Consider the following 22034-nt stretch of genomic DNA (forward strand, 5'->3'; position numbering starts at 1 on the left):
TCGTCATCCTATCGGTTTCTTATGCCCGCGACTCGCGCATCCGACGCGAGCCGGGCGCCGGCCCGCGCGCTTCGTCGCGGCGCCGGCGAGTATTCACGGACAGAGCACGGCTCGACCTCGAAGGAGGAGACACATGCAAGCGGATCTGGAAGCCCGCGTCGCGCGGAAACTGATGTGGCGCATCATTCCGTTCGTGATGCTGCTTTATTTCGTCAGCTTTCTCGATCGCGTCAACGTCGGCTTTGCCGCGATGACGATGAACAAGGCGATCGGCCTGTCGCCGACCGCGTTCGGGTTCGGCGGCGGCCTGTTCTTCATCGGCTACTTTCTGTTCGAAGTGCCGTCCAACCTGATCCTCCACCGCGTCGGCGCGCGCATCTGGATCGCGCGCGTGATGATCACGTGGGGCCTCGTGTCGGCGGTGTCCGCGTTCGCTGTCGGGCCGACGAGCTTCTACGTGCTGCGCTTTCTGCTCGGCGTGGCCGAAGCCGGGTTCTTCCCCGGCATCATCCTGTATCTCAGCCGGTGGTTCCCCGCGAAGCAGCGCGCGGTGGCCGCCGCGTGGTTCATGGCGGCCGCGCCGATCTCGACCGCGATCGGCTCGCCGCTGTCGGGCGCGATCATGCAGATGCCGCCGATGTTCGGGCTTGCCGACTGGCAGATGCTGTACATCGTCGAAGCGCTGCCGGCGGTCGCGCTCGGCTTCGTCGTGCTGAAGTGCCTGACCGATGCGCCGTCGAAGGCCGCGTGGCTGCGGCAGGACGAGCGCGACTGGCTGATCGCGAAGCTGAAGGCCGAGGCGGATATGCGTCACACGCATGCCGGGCATACGGCCGGCGCGTGGCAGGCGCTGCGCGACCCGCGCGTGCTGGCGCTCGCGCTGATCTACTTCGGCACGTCGGCGGGGCTGTATACGCTCGGGCTGTGGGCGCCGCTGATGGTCAAGCAGTTCGGCTTCACCGCATTGCAGACGGGCTTGCTGACCGGCATCCCCAGCATCGCCGCGGTCGTCGCGATGATCGGGTGGGCGCGGCACTCGGATCGCACCGGCGAGCGCACGTGGCACGTCGTGATTCCGTGCGTGCTCGCGTGCATCGGCTTCGTGTTCGCGGGGCAGGCGAGCACCGCGCTACTGACCGTGCTCGCGCTGGTCGTCGTCAACATCGGGATCAGCGCGGCGAAGGCGCCGCTGTGGGCGATGCCGAGCGCGTTCCTGTCGGGCGCCGGTGCGGCCGCGGGGATCGCGATGATCAACTCGATCGGCAATCTCGGCGGGTTCGTCGGGCCGTTCGCGATCGGCTGGCTGAAGCATGTGACGGGCGGGTATGCGGCGGGGCTCTATGTGGTGGCGGGCACGCTCGCGGTGTCGGCGGTCGTTACGCTGATGCTGAGCCGGAAGGGGGCGCGGGAGCAGGTCGTGGCGGGGGCGCGGCCGCATCATTGAAGGCGGCGCGCGTCCGCGAACATGCATCCGGACGCGCAGGCTGCGCGGTCACGACGGTGAGCGCGCGCGGATTCGCCGGCCGGGGCATTGCTTACGCATGGAACCAGAACCACAAGCCCGGAATGCAGAGCAGAAGGTGCAGCGGGATCGCGACACGGAATGATGCTCGTGGAGGTTGGTCAGGTTTTGGCGCGTCGGCCGCGAGGCAACCGATGCCGACGGCAAGCGCCAGGACGGAGACGGCGGCCATGCTCCGCAGGCCGAAGCCGAGAACGCCGACGCCCGCATAGGGATCGGTCATCGAGCTGGCGTAGCCGTAGCACATCACCATCGCAATGATTTCAATGACCGCGAGCCACGCGATGATAGAGCCGCATCGTGTCGTCATGTTGTCTCCGGTGTCGTTCCCGGTTGGCGAAAAATCCCGAGGATACACGGGACTGCGGTGAGGTTCTTCGCGACGGTGCACGGCCGAAGCGGCCGCGTCAATGTGCGGGAAGCGCCGCGCGGCGTGTGATCTCCGTCGCACACGCATCGGCCGACGCGTTCGACGTATCGATCACGCAATCGCTGAACGCGCGCGCCGCATACCCTTCGCGATACATCTCGGCGATACGCTGCCGCTCCCAATCCGTCAGTGCGCGCGTGCCGCGATTCGAAGCCGCGACCGCTTCGGGCGGCGCGAGCGTCACGACGAACAGGCGCGCAGCGCGTGCGTCGCAGGCGGCGCGCAGCCGTTCGAATTCCGCGTCGCCGATCGGATAGGCGATCACCAGATGGCGTTCGCACGCCTGCGTGATTTGCGTGACGAGACGCTCCAGCGCGATCGCCCACTGAACGTCGAACGGTGCGTCTTCGGGCGCATCGTGATCGTCGCCGTCGATGAAGCGCGCCTCGGGCAGCGCGCGTGCGAGTGCGCGGCCGATCGTCGTCTTGCCGCTGTTGATCGGGCCGTTCAGGTGGATGACGGTGAGGGCAGTCATAAGGAAAGGCGGAAGTCGAACGACTCGCAGCTTGCCATGATCGGTGCGGCGTTGCAGTGCCGTTTGCGCGAGGCGCAGCGTCGAGCGATTGCGGAGGGAAAGCGAAAAAGCGGGGAGAGGCGGAAGGAGCGGCAGGCTGCGTGCGTGATGATCGGTACACGCAGCCTGCCCGGCCGTGCCGCATTCAGCGATGCGGCACGGCGTCGAACGAAGCGACTTACTTGTCGTCGCCCTTGATCTGCGGCAGCGCCGACGATTCACCCGGCGTCAGCAGGCCGACTTGCGTATAAACGCGCAGCTTGTCGCGCGTATCGGTGATGTCGAGGTTGCGCATCGTCAGCTGGCCGATCCGGTCGCGCGGCGAGAACGTCGATGCGACCTTCTCCATCGACAGGCGTTCCGGCTGGTACGTGAGGTTCGGCGACTTCGTGCTCAGGATCGAGTAGTCGTTGCCGCGGCGCAGTTCGATCTTCACTTCGCCGGTGATCGCGCGCGCGACCCAGCGCTGGGCCGTTTCGCGCAGCATGATCGCCTGCGGATCGAACCAGCGGCCCTGGTACAACAGGCGGCCGAGACGGCGACCGTTCTCGCGGTATTGCTCGATCGTGTCTTCGTTGTGGATGCCGGTGACGAGACGCTCGTACGCGATGTACAGCAGCGCGAGGCCCGGGGCTTCGTAGATGCCGCGGCTCTTCGCCTCGATGATCCGGTTCTCGATCTGGTCGCTCATGCCGAGGCCGTGGCGGCCGCCGATGCGGTTCGCTTCCAGCAGCAGCTCGACCTGATCCTTGAACTCGACGCCGTTCAGCGCGACCGGCTGGCCGGCTTCGAAGCGCACCGTCACTTCCTCGGCGGCGATCTTCACGTCGTCGCGCCAGAACGCGACGCCCATGATCGGGTTCACGATCTTGATGCCGCTTTCGAGGCTTTCGAGATCCTTCGCCTCGTGCGTCGCGCCGAGCAGGTTCGAATCGGTCGAATACGCCTTTTCTGCCGACATCTTGTACGCGAAGCCCGCCTGACGCATGAATTCGGACATTTCGGCGCGGCCGCCGAGCTCGTCGATGAAGGTTTGGTCGAGCCACGGCTTGTAGATCTTCAGGTCCGGGTTCACGAGCAGGCCGTAGCGGTAGAAGCGCTCGATGTCGTTGCCCTTGTACGTGCTGCCGTCGCCCCAGATGTTGACGCCGTCTTCCTTCATCGCGGCGACGAGCATCGTGCCCGTCACGGCGCGGCCGATCGGCGTCGTGTTGAAGTACGTGACGCCGGCCGTCGTGATGTGGAACGCGCCGCTTTGCAGCGCCGCGATGCCTTCGGCGACGAGCTGCGCGCGGCAGTCGATCAGGCGGGCGCCGGCTGCGCCGTATTCGATCGCACGCTTCGGGATCGCGTCGTAATCGTCTTCGTCGGGCTGGCCGAGGTTCGCCGTGTATGCGTACGGGACGGCGCCCTTCAGTTTCATCCAGTGCAGCGCGGCGCTGGTGTCCAGGCCGCCGGAGAAGGCGATACCGACCTTCTGGCCGGTCGGGAGGCTTTCGAGAATCGTGCTCATAGGAATTACCGTGGATTGGGTCCGGTGGGATCGTATTTCGCGGAATATGCGAGTATCGGCTGTCCGGGAAGTTGGGGCAAGGGCTGATTTTCGCGCGGATACGTCGTCCGGCCTGTCGCGGCGGGCCCGGCGGGCGGTTAACCAGGCGGAGAACACGGCGCGAACCGGCGCCGGGCGGCGGCCGAAACGGGCTCGGACGCGCGCCGTCGCGGGCCGTGCTTCCGGGGCCGGATCGGCCGAGCGGCGTACCCGTCGCCGTCAGGATAGCGGCCCGCCAATCCGAAAGGAATATGAAAGGCCGGCGGATGAAGCCCGGAATCCCGCGAACCTCAGATATTCCACGACTGCGCGGTGTCGAGCAGCTTCTCGCGCAACTGATCGACTTCGCCGGCCAGCTTGGCCGTGATCGACACGTAGCCGGACAACTGCGGCGGCGGCGCGTCGTGCGGCGGGTCGGCCGGCCGGCGGCGCGGCGCGAGCCGGCTCGGCTTGCCGAACTTGAGCGCGCGGCTCGCGCCGACCAGCGTGTCGCGGATGCGCCGGTTCACGGCCTTCATCCCGACGCGCAGGTATTCGCGGGCCGCCAGGTCGTCGCGGGCCGGCACCGCACTCGACAGGATCTCCAGATAGCCGATGCACAGGCGCAGGCTGCGCTGGATCGCCTCGAGCTGCGTCATCGACGTCTCGCATTCCTTCGACACCGACGGCATCAGCGAACGCAGCTGCACGAGCAGCGCGCTCAGCGCGGCCATTTCCTTCAGGTGCGCGTCGTCGCCGACCTGGCGGTCGCCGGCGACCCGCGCATGCACGGCCGCGCACGCGCGCAGCGCGTCGGCGAGCTTGTAGCGCCACGAGTAGGTTGCATAGAGCGGCAGCGCGAACGAGAACGCCAGCGCGATCGCGATGCCGATCAGCACGTTCACCGCGCGCCACAGGCCGTCGACGATCTCGTTGTCGCCGTGCCCGGCGACGATCACCATCGTGATCGCCGACAGCAGCGCGATATAGCCGGCCTTGCCGATCGCGTGATACGCGCAGATGCCGCAGGCAACCGACATCAGCAGGTAGATCGCGATCGGTGCGTGCGCGGCGGAATACAGCAGGATCAGCCCGAGCCCCGCGAGCGCGCCGATCGACGTGCCGAGCGCGCGCTCGGCCGCCTTCTTGCGGATGTTGCCGTGATGCTGCAGCCCGCCGACGACGATCAGCACGGTGATCGTCGACCATTCGCCGTGCGGCACGCGCAGGCCGGTGGACAGGGCGATCGACACGAGAATCGCGAGCGCGACGCGCGCTGCATGGATCAGCTTCGCGTGCCGGTAGCGGCGGTACGGATCGAGCAGCGGACGGAGCGCGTGGCGCAGGAGTGGCGGCAGCCGGGTAGGGAGCGAGGCGGTCATGACGGAGCTGGAGTGGCCGGAACGCGCATGGCGGCTTGCGCGGGGCGGCGCCGCGCCGCATGCGCAGCAGACGTAACGCTAGCCGAACGCGCGCGGGCTGTCCACGGCGCGGCTGTCCGGGGTGGCCGGCTGCCGCATCGTGTCGCGACGACACGTCACGCCATGTCACGCCATGCGTCGGCCGTGCTCGGCTGCGCGTCCGACACGCGGTTGCGTCCGCCGGACTTCGCGCGGTACAGCGCCTCGTCGGCGCGCCGCAGCAGCGTTGCGGCATTCGTGCGGCCGTCGGCGGCGGTTGCCGTGCCGATGCTGGCCGTGACGCGCCCGTACGGGCTCTTCACGTGCTCGATGCTGAGCTCCGCGATCGCGTGCCGGATGCCTTCGGCAACGGTCGCCGCGCCTTGCGCGTCGGTGTCGGGCAGCGTGACGACGAATTCCTCGCCGCCGTAGCGCGCGACGTGGTCGCCTTCGCGGCGCAGGCAGCGCGACGCGGATTGCGCGACGCGGCGCAGCACGTCGTCGCCGGCCGGGTGGCCGTAATAGTCGTTGAACGCCTTGAAGTGATCGACGTCGACGAACAGCACGGACAGCGGGCGGCCGCTGCGCGCCGCACGCTGCGCCTCTTTCGCGAGCACCGTGTCGAACGTGCCGCGGTTGTCGAGGCCCGTCAGCGAATCGGTGTGCGCGAGCCGGTACAGCTTCGATTCGGCGATCTGCCGGCGTCCCAGTTCGCGCGACAGCGCCAGCGAGCCCCACGCGATGAACCCGGTGAACAGGCACATCAGTACGACGGTCCAGATCGCGCGGTGGTGCCACGGCGCGTAGACGTCGATCTCGGCCGGCGCGACGTCGACGATCAGCGGCAGGCCGGGCAGATGCTTGTAAACATAGATGCGCCGCACGCCGTCGATGCTGCCGATGCCCGACAGCACGCCTTCGCGGCGGCGCAGCGCCTCGATGAACAGCTGCGAATTGCGCAGGTCGAGGCCGACCACGCGCGCGTCGTAAGGCAGGCGGCTCACGAGCATGCCGTTGAGCTCGGCGATTGCCGCGCTGCCGTGCTTGCCGACCGCGAGGCCGTCGAGCAGCGCGCGGAAGTAGTCGATGCTGAGCGTGCCGACGACGACGCCGCCGAACGTGCCGTCGGACAGCGTGATCCGGCGGCTGAGCGCGATCGTCAGCGCGCCGCCGCGCAGCCGGGACGCGTAGGGGCGGCTGATATAGAGGCCCTGCGCGAGCCCGTTGCGGTGCACGGTGAAATAGTCGCGGTCCGCATAGTTGCCTTGCCGCGCGGGCGACACGCTCGAATCGATCACGATATTGCCGTGCGCATCCATCACGAAAAGCGACCCGAGATACGCACCGGTGGCGGCGCGGTCGAACAGCAGCCGGTGGCGCTGGCGCGGCGGCAATGTCATCAGTTCCGGATCGGCTACGCCGTCGACGACGTTTTGCAGCGACAAATCGTAGAGTTCGATATTGCGCGCGATATCGCGTTCGATCAGCAGCATCAGGTTGCGCGCATTTTCGACCGCGTGCTCATACGCGTCGCGTCGCGCCTCGATTAAAAGCGACGTCGAAAGCCCCCAACTGAACATCAGCAGGACGATGCCCGCGACGAGTACGCCGCGGGGCGACAGAATGCGTGCCACGATCGACGCGGTATGGCGGCGCAGCGTGGCGGGCAGCGGGAGTGACTTCATCCTCGGGGGCGACGGGCGGCGGATACTCGCGTTGCGACGGTTCAGCGCGCTGATTATTTCGAATTAACCCGCATTATCTCGCGAATTCCTGCAATTCGTGTGCGCATGCAAAACATGCATGCGGAAACAGCAATTCGAAACGATTACGCATCGTTACCGCATAGCGCGCGGGTGATTTGATTTGAATCAATTATCAGTATCGGTCGTTTTGTCTGATTAATGGTGCGATGACCGGTCGATTTTTCGTATCGGCGCGGTATTTGGCGGATCGAGACAGGATTACCCGTTTACCGGGCGGAATGAAAAGCCGAATAACCCCGGGATACCCATGGTTTTGGCGCCGGCAGGCGGCTGCGGTTGCACCGGTGCGGCCAACTCCTTGATTCTGCGAAATCTCTGCGGCCGCGGCGGGCGTGTGCGCCTGAGCTCCCCCCATGGCGAATCAGGTAGAATCCGCGCTTCGCCGCAGGCGCCCGCCGCGCAACGCGTATCGGGGCCGCATCGAATGCATCGCAGGACGCGTACCGCGCTCCGATTCCGCATGCGCCGGCTACGGATGCCGGCCCGCTCAACGTTCGTCTCGTTTATGTCCGCAATTCCGAAATCCGACCAACCCGGTTCGTCCGCGAACCCACCCAAGCTTCATCGCGCGCTGAAGGCGCGCCACCTGACGATGATCGCCATCGGCGGCTCGATCGGCACGGGCCTGTTCGTCGCGTCCGGCGCATCGATCTCGCAGGCCGGCCCCGGCGGCGCGATGGTCGCGTACATGCTGATCGGCCTGATGGTGTACTTCCTGATGACGAGCCTCGGCGAGATGGCCGCGTTCATGCCCGTGTCGGGTTCGTTCGCGACCTACGGCGCGAAATACGTGGACGAAGGCTTCGGCTTCGCGCTCGGCTGGAACTACTGGTACAACTGGGCCGTGACGATCGCGGTGGAGCTCGTCGCCGCGCAGCTCGTGATGCACTACTGGTTTCCGGACGTGCCGGGCGTATGGTGGAGCGCGGCATTCCTCGCCGTGATGTTCCTGCTCAACGCGCTCACCGTGCGCGGTTTCGGCGAGGCCGAATACTGGTTCGCGCTGATCAAGGTCGTCACCGTGGTCGCGTTCATCGGCGTCGGCCTGCTGATGATCTTCGGCATTCTGAAAGGCGCGCCGAGCAACGGCTGGGGCAACCTGACGATCGGCGACGCGCCGTTCGCGGGCGGCCTGCCGGCGCTGATGGGCGTCGCGATGATCGCGGGCTTCTCGTTCCAGGGCACCGAGCTGATCGGCGTCGCGGCCGGCGAATCGGAGCACCCGCGCACGACGATCCCGCGCGCGGTGCGCCAGGTGTTCTGGCGGATCCTGCTGTTCTACGTGTTCGCGATCTTCGTGATCGGCGTGCTGATTCCGTACACCGACCCGAACCTGCTGAAGACGGACGTGACCGACATCGGCGTGAGCCCGTTCACGCTCGTGTTCCGCCACGCGGGCCTCGCATTCGCGGCCGGCGTGATGAACGCGGTGATCCTGACCGCCGTGCTGTCGGCCGGCAACTCGGGCATGTACGCGTCGACGCGGATGCTCTACAACCTGGCGACCGAAGGCCGCGCACCGAAGGTGTTCGCGAAGCTGTCGCCGGGCGGCGTGCCGCGCAATGCGCTGTACGCGACGACGGCCGTCGGCGCGCTGTGCTTCTTCACGTCGCTGTACGGCGACAAGACGGTGTACCTGTGGCTGCTGAACACGTCGGGGATGACAGGCTTCATCGCCTGGCTCGGCATCGCGGTCAGCCATTACCGGTTCCGCAAGGGCTACGTGAAGCAGGGTTATTCGCTCGACCAGCTGCCGTACCAGTCGAAGTGGTTCCCGTTCGGCCCGCTGTTCGCGTTCGTGCTGTGCCTCGTGATCGCGCTCGGGCAGGACTATCAGGCGTTCCTCGCGAACAAGATCGACTGGGCCGGCGTGACCGCGACCTATATCGGTATTCCGCTGTTCGTCGTCGTGTGGCTCGGTTTCCGGCTCCTGAACAAGAGCCGCTTCGTGCGCTACGAAGACATGGAGATCGCGCCGTGGATTGCCGCGAGCCGCGGCGCGCAGCCGCAGCCGGTGGCGAATCGCGAAACCGCGGGCTGACGCGGGCGCGGCAGGCGGCCGCGCGACGTGCGATGAAACGGGAAGCCTTGCGCTTCCCGTTTTTTTTGCCCGGCTTTTGCCTGCACGGGGTCAAAGCCGGTTATATTGCCCGACCCTACCGGGCCACGGCCCGGCCGGCGCGACACGCGCAGCGCGGATCGGCATCCGTCGCGCATGGCGCGCGGCGGCCGGCGGCGCCCGGCGTTTTCATCGTTCCATCCGGGCCGGCACGGCCCGCGGAGCGCGCAACCCAGAGGAATCCATGAGCGCATCACCCGCCGAGCGGAAGGCCGGACCCGTTTCCATCGTGCGAATCGAAGCCGCGATCAACGCGTGGCGCGAAGTGTACCCGCCGGCACCGGACGGCGAGGACGGCTACGCGCTCGACGCCGGCAGCAATTGCCTCGCCGAGCTGTACGGCACGATGATCTGCTATCGGCTGCCGGACGTGCCGCTCGACTCGCTGAGCAACGAGCAGCGCGACGCGCTCTACGCGACCGAGGTGTGACGGGCGGTCGCGACGCTGCCGCGACACGGCCGGCGTCGATCGGGAAACGGGAAGCCTTCAGGCTTCCCGTTTTGCATTGGGCGGCGCGCGGCCGTGTGCGTGGCGGTTTGCGCCGCCTGCGGTATCGTGACGACATCGTCCGGCCGTGGTTTGACGTCGGGGCGCTGTCCGGGAGGCATCGAAAATGGAGTTGAGACACCTCCGCTACTTCGTCGCGGTTGCCGAGGAGCGGAATTTCACGCGTGCGGCGGAACGGCTGCATATCGCGCAGCCGCCGCTGAGCCGGCAGATCCAGCAGCTCGAGGAAGCGCTCGGCGTGCCGCTGTTCGAGCGCAATGCACGGCCGCTGAAGCTGACCGACGCGGGGCGCTTCTTCTATTCGCACGCGGTGCAGCTGCTCGCGCAGACGGCCGAGCTCGAATCGATGACGAAGCGGGTCGGCAAGATCGAGCGCAGCATGTCGGTCGGTTTCGTCGGCTCGACGCTGTACGGGATGCTGCCGAAGATCATCCGGCGCTTTCGCAGCGAGTATCCGGCCGTCGAGCTGAGCCTGCACGAGATGTCGACGATGGACCAGATCAAGGCGTTGAAGGAAGGGCGCATCGACGTCGGGTTCGGGCGCATCCGCCATGAAGATCCGAGCGTGCGGCGCGTCGTGCTGCGCGAAGAGCGGATGATCGTCGCGCTGCCGGTCGGCCACCCGCTCGACAGCGCGAAGCCCGTGCTGTCGCTGCACGATCTCGTGAACGACACGCTGATCATCTTCCCGAAGGCGCCGCGCCCGAGCTATGCGGACCAGGTGCTCGCGGCCTTTCACGATCGCGCGTTGCAGCCGCGGCGGATCTACGAGACGCGCGAACTGCAGATCGCGCTCGGCCTCGTCGCGATGGGCGAGGGCGTGTCGGTCGTGCCGCACAGCGTGTACGGGCTGAAGCGCGACGACATCAGCTACAAGCCGCTCGACGATCCGAACCTCGTGTCGCCGATCATCATGAGCATGCGGATGCTCGACGAATCGGAGGACATCCGCGCGATGCAGGCGCTGATCTACCGGCTGTACGACGAAGCGCAGATGGAGTATCTGCCGCCGCAGCCCGAATGAGCGCGCGGGCGGTGGGGGCTTGCTTGACGCTGCGCGCGCGGGCAGGCCAACATGCGGGGATCCGATGGGGCCGCCGACGAGCGGCCGCTTTTATGCAGACGACCGACACATGACCGATAGCCTGATCGAGGAGACAATCGTCGAGACGCCGCAAGGGCGTCTTTTCGCGAAACGCTGGCGCGCTCGTCCGGTGCAAGATGAGACGGGCACGGCCGTGGCGGCCGCGCCTAAGCCGGCCGCGCCCATCGTGCTGCTGCACGATTCGCTCGGCTGCGTCGACCTGTGGCGCGACTTTCCCGCGCAGCTCGCGAACGCCACGCAACGCGACGTGATCGCATACGACCGCCTCGGTTTCGGCCGTTCGGATCGTCATCCGGGGAAGCTCGGCACGACGTTCGTGCGCGACGAGGCCGATCGATCGTTCGATGCAGTGCTCGAGCAACTGCGTGTCGACGCGTTCGTCGCGTTCGGGCACAGCGTCGGCGGCGGAATGGCGGTCGGCTGCGCCGCCGCGCATCCGGGGCGTTGCCGCGCACTCGTGACGGTCGCCGCGCAGGCGTTCGTCGAGGATCGCACGCTGGCCGGCATTCGCGACGCTGGGCTGCTGTTCGACGAACCGGGCCAGCTCGACCGGCTCGCGCGCTATCACGGCGACAAGGCCGAGTGGGTACTGCGCGCGTGGGTCGACACGTGGCTGTCGCCGGCGTTTCGCGACTGGAATCTCGACGACGACTTGCCGCGCGTGCAATGCGCGACGCTCGCGATTCACGGCGAAGACGACGAATACGGCTCCGACGTGCATCCGAAGCGGATCGCCGCGCGCGTCGCGGGGCCGTCGTCGTTCCTGTTGCTCGCCAAATGCGGGCACATGCCGCACCGCGAGCGCACGGACGACGTGCTGGCCGCGGTGGCGACGTTCCTGCGCAACGCGGACGCCTGAGTGTGCGGGCAACCGGCGGGCGTGTGCCCGCCGGCCGTCAGAACGCCAGCTGGATCGCGAGATCGATCGCGAGCAGCGCGATCGAGCAGCCGATGCCGAGGATCACGTTCGGCAGCCGATGCTCGAAGTCGCGATCGCGACGCATCGCGGCACCGAGCAGGAAGATCGCCTCGACGACGATCTGCAACCCGACGAACAGCAGCATCAGCAGATACTCGTAACCCATCTGCTTGAACGCGGCGAATTGCATCCCGTGATCGCGGATCCACTGGCCGACGCGCAGCAGTTCGTAAATGAACAGCAAGGCGGGAAACAGGTAGCTGATGAAATAGGTCGGCGCGGTGGCGTGCCGTAGTTCGAGGTGGAAGTGCTGATGCGTGGTAGCCATCACGAATCCCTCCTTGCAACGCAGGGTTGCGGTCGCGACGGCGGCGCGACAACGTGCGAATTACGGGATTACCCGATGCACCGTGCGCAGCCGTTCGACACCAGCATACTGCTGCGCGGCACATTTGGCATGCAGTGCGTGCATTCGTCGTGGAAAACCGTATGCGCTGCGCGACGCATTCAACGTGCGGCACTCGCCGGATGCGGCATGTCGGCCGGTTGCGTGGCGCCCGATGCATTCGGCAGCAACCACTCCGGATGCTGTTCCGGATTGCCGATCAATGCGCTCAGCTTTTCGCTTCCGCGCCTTCGACAAACAACTTCGCGACCGACTGAAACTCCCGTTTCAGCGGCAGCCCCGGCACCGTCAGCCAGCGCAGCATCGCCGCGAGATACAGGTGATGGAACCACGTCGCGAGCTGGTCGGCCCGCAGCGTTGCGTTCAGTTCGCCGGATTGCTGCCCCGCGGCGATCAGTTGCTGCCACACCAGCGCGATATCGCTGCCGTTCTCCCCGCCGCTTTCCGGATCGACCGTACCGATGCTCAGGAAGCGGTGCCGCAGATACGCGAGCAGGTACACCGGATGCTGCTCGCACCATGCGGCCGACGCGTCGAGCACGCAGCCGATGCGCGACGCAAAGGTCTTGCGCCGCGCGACGTCGCGCTGCAGATGCGCGAGGTCACGCGCGAGCTCGCCTTCGAGCCAGTGCGCGAGCACGGCCTCCTTCGTCGGAAAGTGGTTGTATAGCGTGCGCTTCGCGACATCGGCCTGCGCGGCGATCTGTTCCATCGTGACGGCTTCGTAGCCGTGCGCATCGAACAGGCGCGCGCCGGTGGCGGCGAGATGCGCGAGCATCTGGATGCGCTTGCGCGCGCGGCGGCCCGGATCTTCGGTCGGAATCGGCATGATGGGGATCTGCTGAAAGTGCATGAATTGCATTAGTATACGACGTGCATTTTTTGAGATCCACCAGTTCCCGTCGATGGAACGAGGAGTCACGCATGAAGCTTGTCATCGCCACCTACGGCACCGAAGGCGATACGCGCCCGCTCGCGGCGCTCGGCCGCGCGCTGATGGATGCCGGCCACGATGTCCGGCTGCTGGCCGATGCCGCGACGCTCGGTTCGGCCGACGCGCTCGGCGTGCCATCGGCGCCGTTGTCCGGCGATATCCGCCGCGCGATCGCACCGGACGGCGCGTTGTCGGACGCGGTGCGCGGGCGCGGCGGTTTCAACGACACGTCGAAGGCGCTCGCGGCGATCGCGAATGCGAACACGGCCGCATGGATGCGCGAAATCGCTGACGCATCGGCCGGTTGCGATGCGATCCTCGTGTCCGGGCTCGCGTCGTTCGTCGGGTTGTCGGTCGCCGAATATCGCCGCGTGCCGGCGATCGGCACCGGCATGATCCCGATCACGCCGACCGCCGAATTCGCGTCGCCGTTCCTGCCGCCGGGCAAGCTGCCGCGCTGGCTGAACCGCGCGAGCCACCGGTTCGTCAATGCACTGCTGTGGCAGGCGTTCAGGAAGGCGACGAATGCGGCGCGCGCAAGCGTGTGCGGGCTGCCGCCGCGCAAGCGGGTGTGGACCGATCATCCGATGCTGTACGGCGTATCGCCGGCGCTGCTATCCGGCCCGGCCGACTGGCCGTCGCAGGTGCTTGCATGCGGGCAATGGCATATCGATGCAAGTGCATGGGCGCCGTCGCCTGAACTTTCCACCTTTCTCGATTCGGGCGATCCGCCGGTGTACATCGGCTTCGGCAGCATGGCCGGCTTCGACCGCGCGGCGATGGCCGACGCGCTGGTGCGTGCGCTCGACGGCCGGCGCGCGCTGTTCTATCCGGGCTGGAGCGGCATCGATGCGTCGCTGCTGCCGGCGCACGTCCGCGTGATCGGCGACACGCCGCACGACTGGCTGTTCCCGCGCGTGTCGATGGCGATCCATCACGGCGGATCGGGCACCACGCATTCGGCCGCGCGGGCGGGCATTCCGTCGATCGTCGTGCCGTTCGCGGGCGATCAGTTCTTCTGGGCGAACCGGCTGCGGCGGCTCGGCGTCGCGGATGCGCCGGTCGCGGGGCGGCGTGTGGACGGTGCCGCGCTTGCGCGGGCTATCGCGTTTGCCGAGCGCGCCGACACGAAAGCGCGTGCAATGGAACTCGGCGAGCGCATCGCTCAAGAGGACGGCTTGAAGCTGGCGGTCGGCGCGATCGAGCGATGGGCGCGCCCCGGCGCGCGGTGAGGCCGCGCGTCAGAAATGCCCGGTGAACCGGTAGCGGCTGCCCGGGTGCCACAGATTGGCGACCGACGCGACCAACCCTTGCGACCACGTGCGCCGATGCAGCAGCAGGCACGGTTCGCGGTCGTCCATCGTCAGATGGCGGCGCGTTTCGGCGTCGGGCATCGCGGCCTCGATCCGGTATTCGACGCGCTGCAACGGCGCGACGCGCGTCAGGTACTGGTTCGGCGTCGTCGTCGTGAAGTCCTGCAACGCATATTCGGGCGCGCAGGCCGGATTGACCCAGCGCTCCTCGAGCTGCACGGGCGTGTCGTTCTCGAAATGCAACACGCGCGAATGGAAGATCGGGCTGCCGGTGTCGAGCTGCAGCTCGTCGGCGAGCTTCGCATCGGCGACGGCCGCGCCGACCTGCAGCACCTGCGCGCGATAGCCGTGGCCGCGCGCGGCGACTTCGTCGGAGATGCTGCGGATCGCGACGAGCGTCGATTCGTACTTCGGCGATGCGACATACGTGCCCGAGCCGCGCGTGCGCGTGAGCACCTGTTCGGCCGTCAGCTCGCGCAGCGCGCGGTTGACGGTCATCCGCGCGACGTTGAATTCGCGCGCGAGCTCGTTCTCCGACGGCACCTGGTCGCCTTCCGCCCACTCGCCGGCATGAATCCGCGCGAGGATGAAGTCCTTGATTTCCTGATAGATCGGTGTGGTCATGGGATCGGGATTCGAGAGTCGGCAGCGGCCCGCCGCCGAATGCCGATCCGGCGCGCGCCCGGCGCCGAGTGTACCGGTTTCGCGGGCGCGCGGGCCCGGATTCCCCGAATGATCCCTGTTCGGCCGGCGCGCGTCCATGCGGGATTGCACAGGGCGGCCGGCCTTCGATGGCCTGTGCGCGGTCAGAACCGATGCCGGATGCCGACCGTTGCGACCACCTGCGTATTCGTCGACGAAGCCGCGAGCCCGGTGACGTTCGCGAACCCGAGCGGCGCGCCCGACGGCACGCCGAACTGGTGCTGGTACACGGTTTCCGCATACACGTCGGTGCGCTTGCTCAGCGCGTAGTCGGCCATCAGCGTCACCTGGTGCCATTTCGGCCGGTGGCTGCCGGTTGCGTCGTCGTAGCGGCCTTCGGTGAACGTATAGGCGCCCGCGAACGAGACCGCCGGCGTCAGCGCATAGCGCGCGTTGATCTCGTAGTTGTCGAAGCGCAGCGCGTTCAGCGCGCCGGGCAGCGACGACGCGGCCGTTTCGTCGAACATCGAATGCGTCCACAGTGCGCCGACCGTCAGCCGGTCGAACGCATAACTGCCGCCGGCGCCCACCACGCGCTGGCGCACGGCGGGGAAGTTCGGGCCATCGTTCGTCGACAGCGCACCGCCGGCCGTCAGCCCGCCGCGGTTGAGCTGCAGGTACGCCGCGCCGAGGCTGACCGGCCCGTTCGCATACGACACGCCCGCGCTGTACGCGCGGTTGTTCGCGAAGCCACCGGCCGCGTTGCTGAACCCGTACAGGCCGCCGAACTGCCAGCCGGCGAGCGTCGGGCTCGTGTATTTCACCGCGTTGTCGATGTAGAACGAATCGTCGATGTTGTCATTGTCGAACGGATGCGACGCGAGGTTGTTGCCGTCGCCGTTGTTCGCCATTGCCAGCGGGCCGAGATAGTCGACCACGGAGTCGTATTGCCGGCCGAGCGTCAGCGCGCCGTATTGGTCGCTTTGCAGGCCGACGTACGCACGGCGGCCGAACATCGTGTTCCGGTAGGACTGCGTGCCGTTGTTCAGGTTGAAGCCGTTCTCGAGGCGGAACAGCGCATGCAGGCCGCCGCCGAGATCCTCGTTGCCGCTCAGCCCGAAGACCGTATTCGACAGCAGGCCGCTGCCTTGCTGCCACACGCTTTTGCCCGACTGGTTGTTCGTATAGGCGATACCGGCATCCAGCATCCCGTAGAGCGTGACGCTGCTTTGCGCATGCGCGGCGGCGCCGAAGAACGCGAGGGAGAGGGTACCGACGACTGCTTTTTTCATTGTTTGTGCTTCCTGGGAAAGGCCCGTAACGACGGGAACGACGATCCGTCGCGCGCGCCGGCGCGAACGCGTTCGGTTCGTGAAGAACCTCGCCCGTTCGTGCCGGATGCGTGCGTTCGAATCGATGAAAGGGAGGCGTCGCGCGGCCGAAACGGCTGCCGGCTAGTGCTGCAACAGGCGGATCGTGCCGAACTCGGCGGCCGGCAGCAGGCGGAGGATCGCCATGATCGCCGGCGATGCCTGCGACCGCGCGACTTCGAGCTCAATGCAAGCGCGCCCGGTGCGTTTGTCGAGCGCGGCCGTATAGAAATTGAGCGCGGCGCCGACAGCCTGATGAAGCAGGCGCCGCACGACGGCGAGATTGTCCGATTCGACGCGGATCGACAGCAGCACGAGGTCGTCCGCGGGGCACCGGCGCCGCGCACGAACCGGCGGCAGATCGCGTGAGGCGGCGGATTCGGTTCTGGTCGGTTTCATGCGTTCATCCCCGGGTCGCATCGTGCTCCGCACCGCGGAGGTCTCGTGTTGGACATGACGCCCATTCTAGGAATCGCCGCGACGATACGGTGTATAGACTCGCACCGCCGCTGAAAAGAACATATAAAAAACACCACGGCCGCCGGCTTTCGTCTTTACAGCTTTTTTATTCCCCGTAAGGAAATTGAACACCGCTTTGATACGTGAATTTCTACACTGTCGCATCCCATTCTCCAGATGAGCATGGGGCGTCACTCGGGCCCGCGCCGACGCGGCAAGGCCCGATACGCAGACGATCGCGTGGATATTCCGCGCATACGAACAAAGGGGAAAGCCATGTTGTGGATCACCGGCGCGGTATCGATCGCGCTCTTTATCTATCTGTTTCATGCATTGATCAAGCCCGAGCGGTATTGATCGGCACGATTCAACAGGAATTCGAAAATATCGGTGAATGTCATGAGCGATCTGCTTTTCGTACTGTTCACGCTTGCGTTCTTTGCATTGACGGCCGGTTTCATCACCGGTCTCGACCGGATCTGAGCGAGTGTCGACATGTTCAACAATCTGATTCAATTCGCGATCGTTCTCGCGATCATGCTGGCGCTGGTGCCCGTCGTCGGGAAATGGCTTGCGCACGCCTTTACGAGCCCGCGTCACGCGTGGGTCGAACGCCGCACCTATGCGCTGCTCGGCGTGAATCCCGACGAAGCGATGTCGTGGCAGCGCTACGGGATGGTGCTGCTGCTCGGCAATGCCGCGATGATGCTGCTCGGCTATCTGCTGCTGCGCATCCAGGACGCGCTGCCGTTCGATGCGCTGCAGCGCGCCGCGCAAAGCCCCGACCTCGCGTTCAACACGGCCGCGTCGTTCATCACGAACACGAACTGGCAGGCGTATGCGGGCGAGAGCAGCCTGTCGAACTTCTCGCAGATGGCCGTCATCACGTTCCTGATGATGGTCAGCGCCGCGACCGGCATCGCGGCCGCGGGCGGCTTCATTCGCGGGCTGAGCCGCAAGAGCGCGGCCGACATCGGCAACTACTGGGTCGATTTCACGCGCGTGACCTACCGCGTGCTGCTGCCGCTCAGCTTCGTGATGGCGCTCGTGTACGTGTGGCAGGGCATGCCGCAGACGCTCGCGTCCGACGCGTGGGCGACCACGCTCGAAGGTGCGCGCCAGCAGATCGTGATGGGGCCGGTTGCGAGCCTCGAATCGATCAAGCACATCGGCACGAACGGCGGCGGCTTCTTCAGCATGAACGCCGCGCATCCGTTCGAGAACCCGACGCCGCTCACCAACACGCTGCATATGCTGTCGATGCTGCTGATTCCGTCCGCGCTGACCTATACGCTCGGCACGATGATCGGCCGGCGCCGCCAGGGCTGGGTGATCCTCGGCGCGTTCGTCGTGATGTTCGTCGGCTTCCTCGCCGTGATCTACCAGGCCGAGCAGCACGGCAATCCGCTGCTGACCGGGCTCGGCGTCGACCAGCAGATGAGCGCCGTGCAGCCGGGCGGCAACATGGAAGGCAAGGAGATGCGCTTCGGCATCGCGCAGACGAGCCTGTTCGCGACCGTCACGACGGCCGCGACCACCGGCTCGGTCGACGCAATGCACGACTCGCTGACGCCGCTCGGCGGGCTCGTGCCGATCGCGCAGATGATGCTGAACAACGTGTTCGGCGGCGACGGCGTCGGGTTGATCAACCTGTTCACGTTCGCAATCCTCACGGTGTTCCTCGTCGGGATGATGATCGGCCGCACGCCGGAGTTTCTCGGCAAGAAGATCGAGGCGCGCGAGATGAAGCTCGTGATGCTCGCGGTGCTTGCGCATCCGTTCAGCATCCTCGGCTTCACCGCGCTGGCCGCGATGTTGCCTGCGACGATGAACAGCCTCGCGAACCTCGGGCCGCACGGCTTCAGCGAAGTGCTGTACGCGTACACGTCGGGCACGGCGAACAACGGCTCCGCGTTCGCGGGCCTGAACGCGAACACGCCGTTCTTCAACACGACGATCGGCTTCGCAATGCTGATCGGCCGCTACCTGACGCTGCTGCCGATGCTCGCGGTCGCGGGCAGCCTCGCCGCGAAGAAGAGCGTGCCGGAAAGCGCCGGCACGCTGTCGACGTCGACCGGCCTGTTCGCCGGCCTGCTGATCTTCGTGATCCTCGTCGTCGGCGGTCTCACGTTCCTGCCCGCGCTCGCGCTCGGCCCGGTCGTCGAGCACCTGCTGATGTCGGGCGGCCAACTGTTCTGAGGGAAACATCATGATGCAACGCAATCGCCAGGCAGCGGCCGTCGCCGCGCCGGCACCCGGTTCTTCGTTCGGCGCGGCGACGCGCGGCCTCGTGCGGCCCGTGATCGCATCGTCGGTGCTGTTCATGCTCGTCACCGGCATCGCGTATCCGCTGCTGACCACGGGCGTCGCGAACGTGCTGTTCCCGGCGCAGGCGCGCGGCAGTCTCGTCCAGCGTGACGGCACGACGATCGGCTCCGCGGTGATCGGACAGAACTTCACGCGCGCCGGCTACTTCCATGCGCGGCCGAGCGCGACGGTCGGCACCGATCCGGCCGATCCGTCGAAGACGGTCGACCAGCCGTACAACGCGGCCGGCAGCGGCGCGAGCAACCAGGGCGCGACCAGCAAGAAGCTGCTCGCGGATATTGAGCAGCGCGTGCGTGCGTACCGGCAGCAGAACGCACTCGCCGACGGCACGCCGGTGCCGGTGGACGCCGTCACCGCGTCCGCGTCGGGGCTCGATCCGGAGATCTCGGTCGCGAACGCGCGGCTGCAGGCGGCGCGGGTCGCCCATGCGCGCGGCATCGATGCCGCGAAGGTCACGGCGCTGGTCGATCGCATCGCCGCACCGCGCCAGCTCGGCGTGCTCGGCGAACCGCGCGTGCGCGTGCTCGACCTGAACCTCGCGCTCGACCATGCATTCGGCCACGCAGCCGGCGCGCAGAAAGAGCAGGAATAACGGAGTCACTCATGTCCCATATCGAAACCCCGATCAACCCCGCGGCCATGCCGATCGGCGGCGTGCCGCCGATGCGCTGGACGGCCGTGCTGCGCGAGGCGGTCCGCAAGCTCTCGCCGCGCGTGCAGCTGAAAAACCCGGTGATGTTCGTCGTCTATCTCGGCAGCATCGTCACGACCGTGTTGTGGCTGCAGGCGCTGACCGGCACCGGCGACGCGCCGGCCGGCTTCATCTTCGCGGTCGCGTGCTGGCTGTGGTTCACCGTGCTGTTCGCGAACGCGGCCGAGGCGCTGGCCGAAGGGCGCGGCAAGGCGCAGGCCGACGCGCTGCGCGCGGCGCGCAAGCGCGTGTACGCGAAGGTGCTCGACGAGCCGAAGCAATACGGCAGCACCAGCCATCGCGTGCCGAGCGACGAGCTCGCCGCCGGCAGCATCGTGCTCGTCGAGGCCGGCGACACGATTCCTGCCGACGGCGAAGTGATCGACGGCGTCGCGTCGGTCGACGAATCGGCAATTACCGGCGAATCGGCGCCGGTGATCCGCGAATCCGGCGGCGACTTCTCGTCGGTGACGGGCGGCACGCGCGTGCTGTCCGACTGGATCGTCGTGAAGATCACCGCGCAACCCGGCGAAGCGTTTCTCGACCGGATGATCGCGATGGTCGAAGGCGCGAAACGCGGCAAGACGCCGAACGAGATTGCGCTGACGATCCTGCTCGTCGCGCTGACGATCATCTTCCTGCTCGTGTGCGTGACGCTGCTGCCGTTCTCGCAGTTCAGCGTGCTGCTGAATGCATCGGGCGCGGCCGTGAGCCTGACCGTGCTGATCGCGCTGCTGGTCTGCCTGATCCCGACGACGATCGGCGCGCTGCTGTCGGCGATCGGCATCGCCGGGATGAGCCGCATGATGCGCGCGAACGTGCTCGCGACGTCCGGTCGCGCGATCGAGGCGGCCGGCGACGTCGACGTGCTGCTGCTCGACAAGACCGGCACGATCACGCTCGGCAACCGCGAGGCCGTGCAGTTCCGGCCGGCGCCCGGCGTGGAAGAGCGTGCGCTGGCCGAGGCCGCGCAACTGTCGTCGCTGGCCGACGAGACGCCCGAAGGGCGCTCGATCGTCGCGCTCGCGAAGCAGCGCTTCTCGCTGGAGGTGGCCGCGAGCGACGGCAGCATCGCGGTGCCGTTCAGCGCACGCACGCGGATGAGCGGCCTCGATATCGGCGAGCGGCAGGTGCGCAAGGGTGCGGCGTCCGCGATCCGCGCGCACGTCGATGCGCTCGGCGGCGCGTTTCCGCACGCGGTCGAGACGGCCGTCAACGACATCGCGCGGCGCGGCGGCACGCCGCTCGTCGTCGCCGACGGCTTGCGCGTGCTCGGCACGATCGAGCTGAAGGACATCGTCAAGCACGGGATCGCCGCGCGCTTCGCCGAGCTGCGCAAGGTCGGCGTGAAGACCGTGATGATCACCGGCGACAACCGGCTGACCGCGGCCGCGATCGCGGCGGAAGCCGGCGTCGACGATTACCTTGCCGAAGCGACGCCCGAGGACAAGCTGCGGCTGATCCGCGAGCACCAGGCGAAGGGCCATCTCGTCGCGATGACGGGCGACGGCACCAACGACGCACCCGCGCTGGCGCAGGCCGACGTGGCCGTCGCGATGCACAGCGGCACGCAGGCGGCGAAGGAAGCGGCCAACATGGTCGACCTCGACAGCAACCCGACGAAGCTGATGCAGGTGGTCGAAGTCGGCAAGCAGATGATCATGACACGCGGCGCGCTGACCACGTTCAGCGTCGCGAACGATCTCGCGAAGTATTTCGCGATCATCCCGGCCGCGTTCGTCGCGACGTATCCGGCGCTCGGCGCGCTGAACGTGATGGGGCTGCACAGCCCGACGTCGGCGATCCTGTCGGCGGTGATCTTCAATGCGTTGATCATCGTCGCGCTGATTCCGCTCGCGCTGAAGGGCGTGAAGTATCGCGCGGAGCCGGCCGGGAAGCTGCTGGGGCGCAACCTGCTGATCTACGGCGTGGGCGGGATCGTCGCGCCGTTCATCGGCATCAAGCTGATCGACATGCTGCTGACGCCGTTTATCTGACCGAACGCGCCGTCGCGGCCCCGCTCACGCTTTCGCGGCGTGCGCGGGGCCGTTCGGCGTTTCATTTGCCGGAAGCGATC

At 67.0% G+C, this 22034-nt stretch carries 20 protein-coding genes; 10 read left to right on the plus strand and 10 right to left on the minus strand.

Annotated features, from left to right (window positions below):
- The first annotated feature begins 133 nt into the window (after positions 1–133).
- A complete protein-coding gene (locus KVT39_RS10755) occupies positions 134–1444 on the plus strand; it encodes an MFS transporter (RefSeq protein ID WP_217588947.1) in 1311 nt (436 codons plus the stop codon).
- 91 nt (positions 1445–1535) lie between these two features.
- Here KVT39_RS10755 and KVT39_RS10760 read toward each other — a convergent pair whose 3' ends face one another.
- The 5 genes from KVT39_RS10760 to KVT39_RS10780 all read right to left on the minus strand — a co-directional run bounded on the left by KVT39_RS10760 (position 1536) and on the right by KVT39_RS10780 (position 7082).
- On the minus strand, positions 1536–1832 hold the full coding sequence (locus tag KVT39_RS10760; protein ID WP_105389666.1) for a hypothetical protein: 297 nt from the start codon (positions 1830–1832) through the stop codon (positions 1536–1538).
- A gap of 97 nt (positions 1833–1929) precedes the next feature.
- Positions 1930–2427 (minus strand): shikimate kinase, encoded by a 498-nt coding sequence (locus KVT39_RS10765; protein WP_105389665.1) that lies wholly within the window; start codon positions 2425–2427, stop codon positions 1930–1932.
- 217 nt (positions 2428–2644) lie between these two features.
- The gene (argG, locus tag KVT39_RS10770) at positions 2645–3979 is read right to left on the minus strand and encodes an argininosuccinate synthase (RefSeq protein ID WP_105389664.1); all 1335 of its coding nucleotides are present in this window, start codon (positions 3977–3979) and stop codon (positions 2645–2647) included.
- A gap of 329 nt (positions 3980–4308) precedes the next feature.
- A complete protein-coding gene (locus KVT39_RS10775) occupies positions 4309–5379 on the minus strand; it encodes an FUSC family protein (RefSeq protein ID WP_131947110.1) in 1071 nt (356 codons plus the stop codon).
- Between the two features lie 155 nt (positions 5380–5534).
- Complete coding sequence (locus tag KVT39_RS10780) at positions 5535–7082, minus strand: diguanylate cyclase (RefSeq protein ID WP_217588948.1); 1548 nt, start codon at positions 7080–7082, stop codon at positions 5535–5537.
- A gap of 586 nt (positions 7083–7668) precedes the next feature.
- Between KVT39_RS10780 and KVT39_RS10785 the strand changes: the two genes are divergently transcribed.
- From KVT39_RS10785 to KVT39_RS10800, 4 genes are all read left to right on the plus strand, one after another.
- On the plus strand, positions 7669–9204 hold the full coding sequence (locus KVT39_RS10785; RefSeq protein WP_034182146.1) for an amino acid permease: 1536 nt from the start codon (positions 7669–7671) through the stop codon (positions 9202–9204).
- A 262-nt stretch (positions 9205–9466) separates the two neighbouring features.
- Positions 9467–9712 (plus strand): DUF3717 domain-containing protein, encoded by a 246-nt coding sequence (locus tag KVT39_RS10790; RefSeq protein ID WP_034182147.1) that lies wholly within the window; start codon positions 9467–9469, stop codon positions 9710–9712.
- A 184-nt stretch (positions 9713–9896) separates the two neighbouring features.
- Positions 9897–10814, plus strand: coding sequence for a LysR family transcriptional regulator (locus KVT39_RS10795; protein WP_034182148.1), 918 nt, complete (start codon positions 9897–9899; stop codon positions 10812–10814).
- Positions 10815–10923: 109 nt separating this feature from the next.
- A complete protein-coding gene (locus KVT39_RS10800) occupies positions 10924–11754 on the plus strand; it encodes an alpha/beta fold hydrolase (RefSeq protein WP_217588949.1) in 831 nt (276 codons plus the stop codon).
- A 37-nt stretch (positions 11755–11791) separates the two neighbouring features.
- Here the strand turns inward: KVT39_RS10800 and KVT39_RS10805 are convergent, their stop codons facing one another.
- Positions 11792–12142, minus strand: coding sequence for a hypothetical protein (locus KVT39_RS10805; protein WP_034182150.1), 351 nt, complete (start codon positions 12140–12142; stop codon positions 11792–11794).
- A 286-nt stretch (positions 12143–12428) separates the two neighbouring features.
- Positions 12429–13049: a TetR/AcrR family transcriptional regulator gene (locus KVT39_RS10810; RefSeq protein ID WP_217588950.1), complete on the minus strand. Its 621-nt coding sequence runs from the start codon at positions 13047–13049 to the stop codon at positions 12429–12431.
- Between the two features lie 95 nt (positions 13050–13144).
- On the opposite strand from KVT39_RS10810, the gene KVT39_RS10815 reads away from it, so the two are divergent.
- On the plus strand, positions 13145–14386 hold the full coding sequence (locus tag KVT39_RS10815; RefSeq protein ID WP_175746507.1) for a glycosyltransferase: 1242 nt from the start codon (positions 13145–13147) through the stop codon (positions 14384–14386).
- A gap of 9 nt (positions 14387–14395) precedes the next feature.
- On the opposite strand, the gene hutC is transcribed toward KVT39_RS10815, so the two are convergent.
- The 3 genes from hutC to KVT39_RS10830 form a co-directional block, all read right to left on the minus strand.
- A complete protein-coding gene (gene hutC / locus KVT39_RS10820; protein ID WP_011548284.1) occupies positions 14396–15091 on the minus strand; it encodes a histidine utilization repressor in 696 nt (231 codons plus the stop codon).
- Positions 15092–15273: 182 nt separating this feature from the next.
- Positions 15274–16401 (minus strand): porin, encoded by a 1128-nt coding sequence (locus KVT39_RS10825; protein WP_175746506.1) that lies wholly within the window; start codon positions 16399–16401, stop codon positions 15274–15276.
- 162 nt (positions 16402–16563) lie between these two features.
- A complete protein-coding gene (locus KVT39_RS10830; protein ID WP_243566180.1) occupies positions 16564–16878 on the minus strand; it encodes a hypothetical protein in 315 nt (104 codons plus the stop codon).
- 336 nt (positions 16879–17214) lie between these two features.
- Here KVT39_RS10830 and kdpF point away from each other — a divergent pair, with 336 nt between their 5' ends.
- The 4 genes from kdpF to kdpB all read left to right on the plus strand — a co-directional run bounded on the left by kdpF (position 17215) and on the right by kdpB (position 21954).
- Positions 17215–17295: a K(+)-transporting ATPase subunit F gene (kdpF, locus tag KVT39_RS38650; protein WP_063835069.1), complete on the plus strand. Its 81-nt coding sequence runs from the start codon at positions 17215–17217 to the stop codon at positions 17293–17295.
- A gap of 138 nt (positions 17296–17433) precedes the next feature.
- Positions 17434–19137 carry a potassium-transporting ATPase subunit KdpA gene (kdpA, locus tag KVT39_RS10840; RefSeq protein ID WP_105389658.1) on the plus strand — a complete coding sequence of 568 codons (1704 nt, stop codon included), beginning with the start codon at positions 17434–17436 and terminating at the stop codon, positions 19135–19137.
- 10 nt (positions 19138–19147) lie between these two features.
- The gene (gene kdpC / locus KVT39_RS10845; RefSeq protein ID WP_034182157.1) at positions 19148–19858 is read left to right on the plus strand and encodes a potassium-transporting ATPase subunit KdpC; all 711 of its coding nucleotides are present in this window, start codon (positions 19148–19150) and stop codon (positions 19856–19858) included.
- A gap of 71 nt (positions 19859–19929) precedes the next feature.
- On the plus strand, positions 19930–21954 hold the full coding sequence (kdpB, locus tag KVT39_RS10850) for a potassium-transporting ATPase subunit KdpB (RefSeq protein WP_217589002.1): 2025 nt from the start codon (positions 19930–19932) through the stop codon (positions 21952–21954).
- Positions 21955–22034: the final 80 nt, after the last annotated feature.

The sequence above is a fragment of the Burkholderia sp. GbtcB21 genome (genome assembly GCF_019091065.1).
GTDB classification, from domain to species: Bacteria; Pseudomonadota; Gammaproteobacteria; order Burkholderiales; family Burkholderiaceae; genus Burkholderia; species Burkholderia pyrrocinia_C.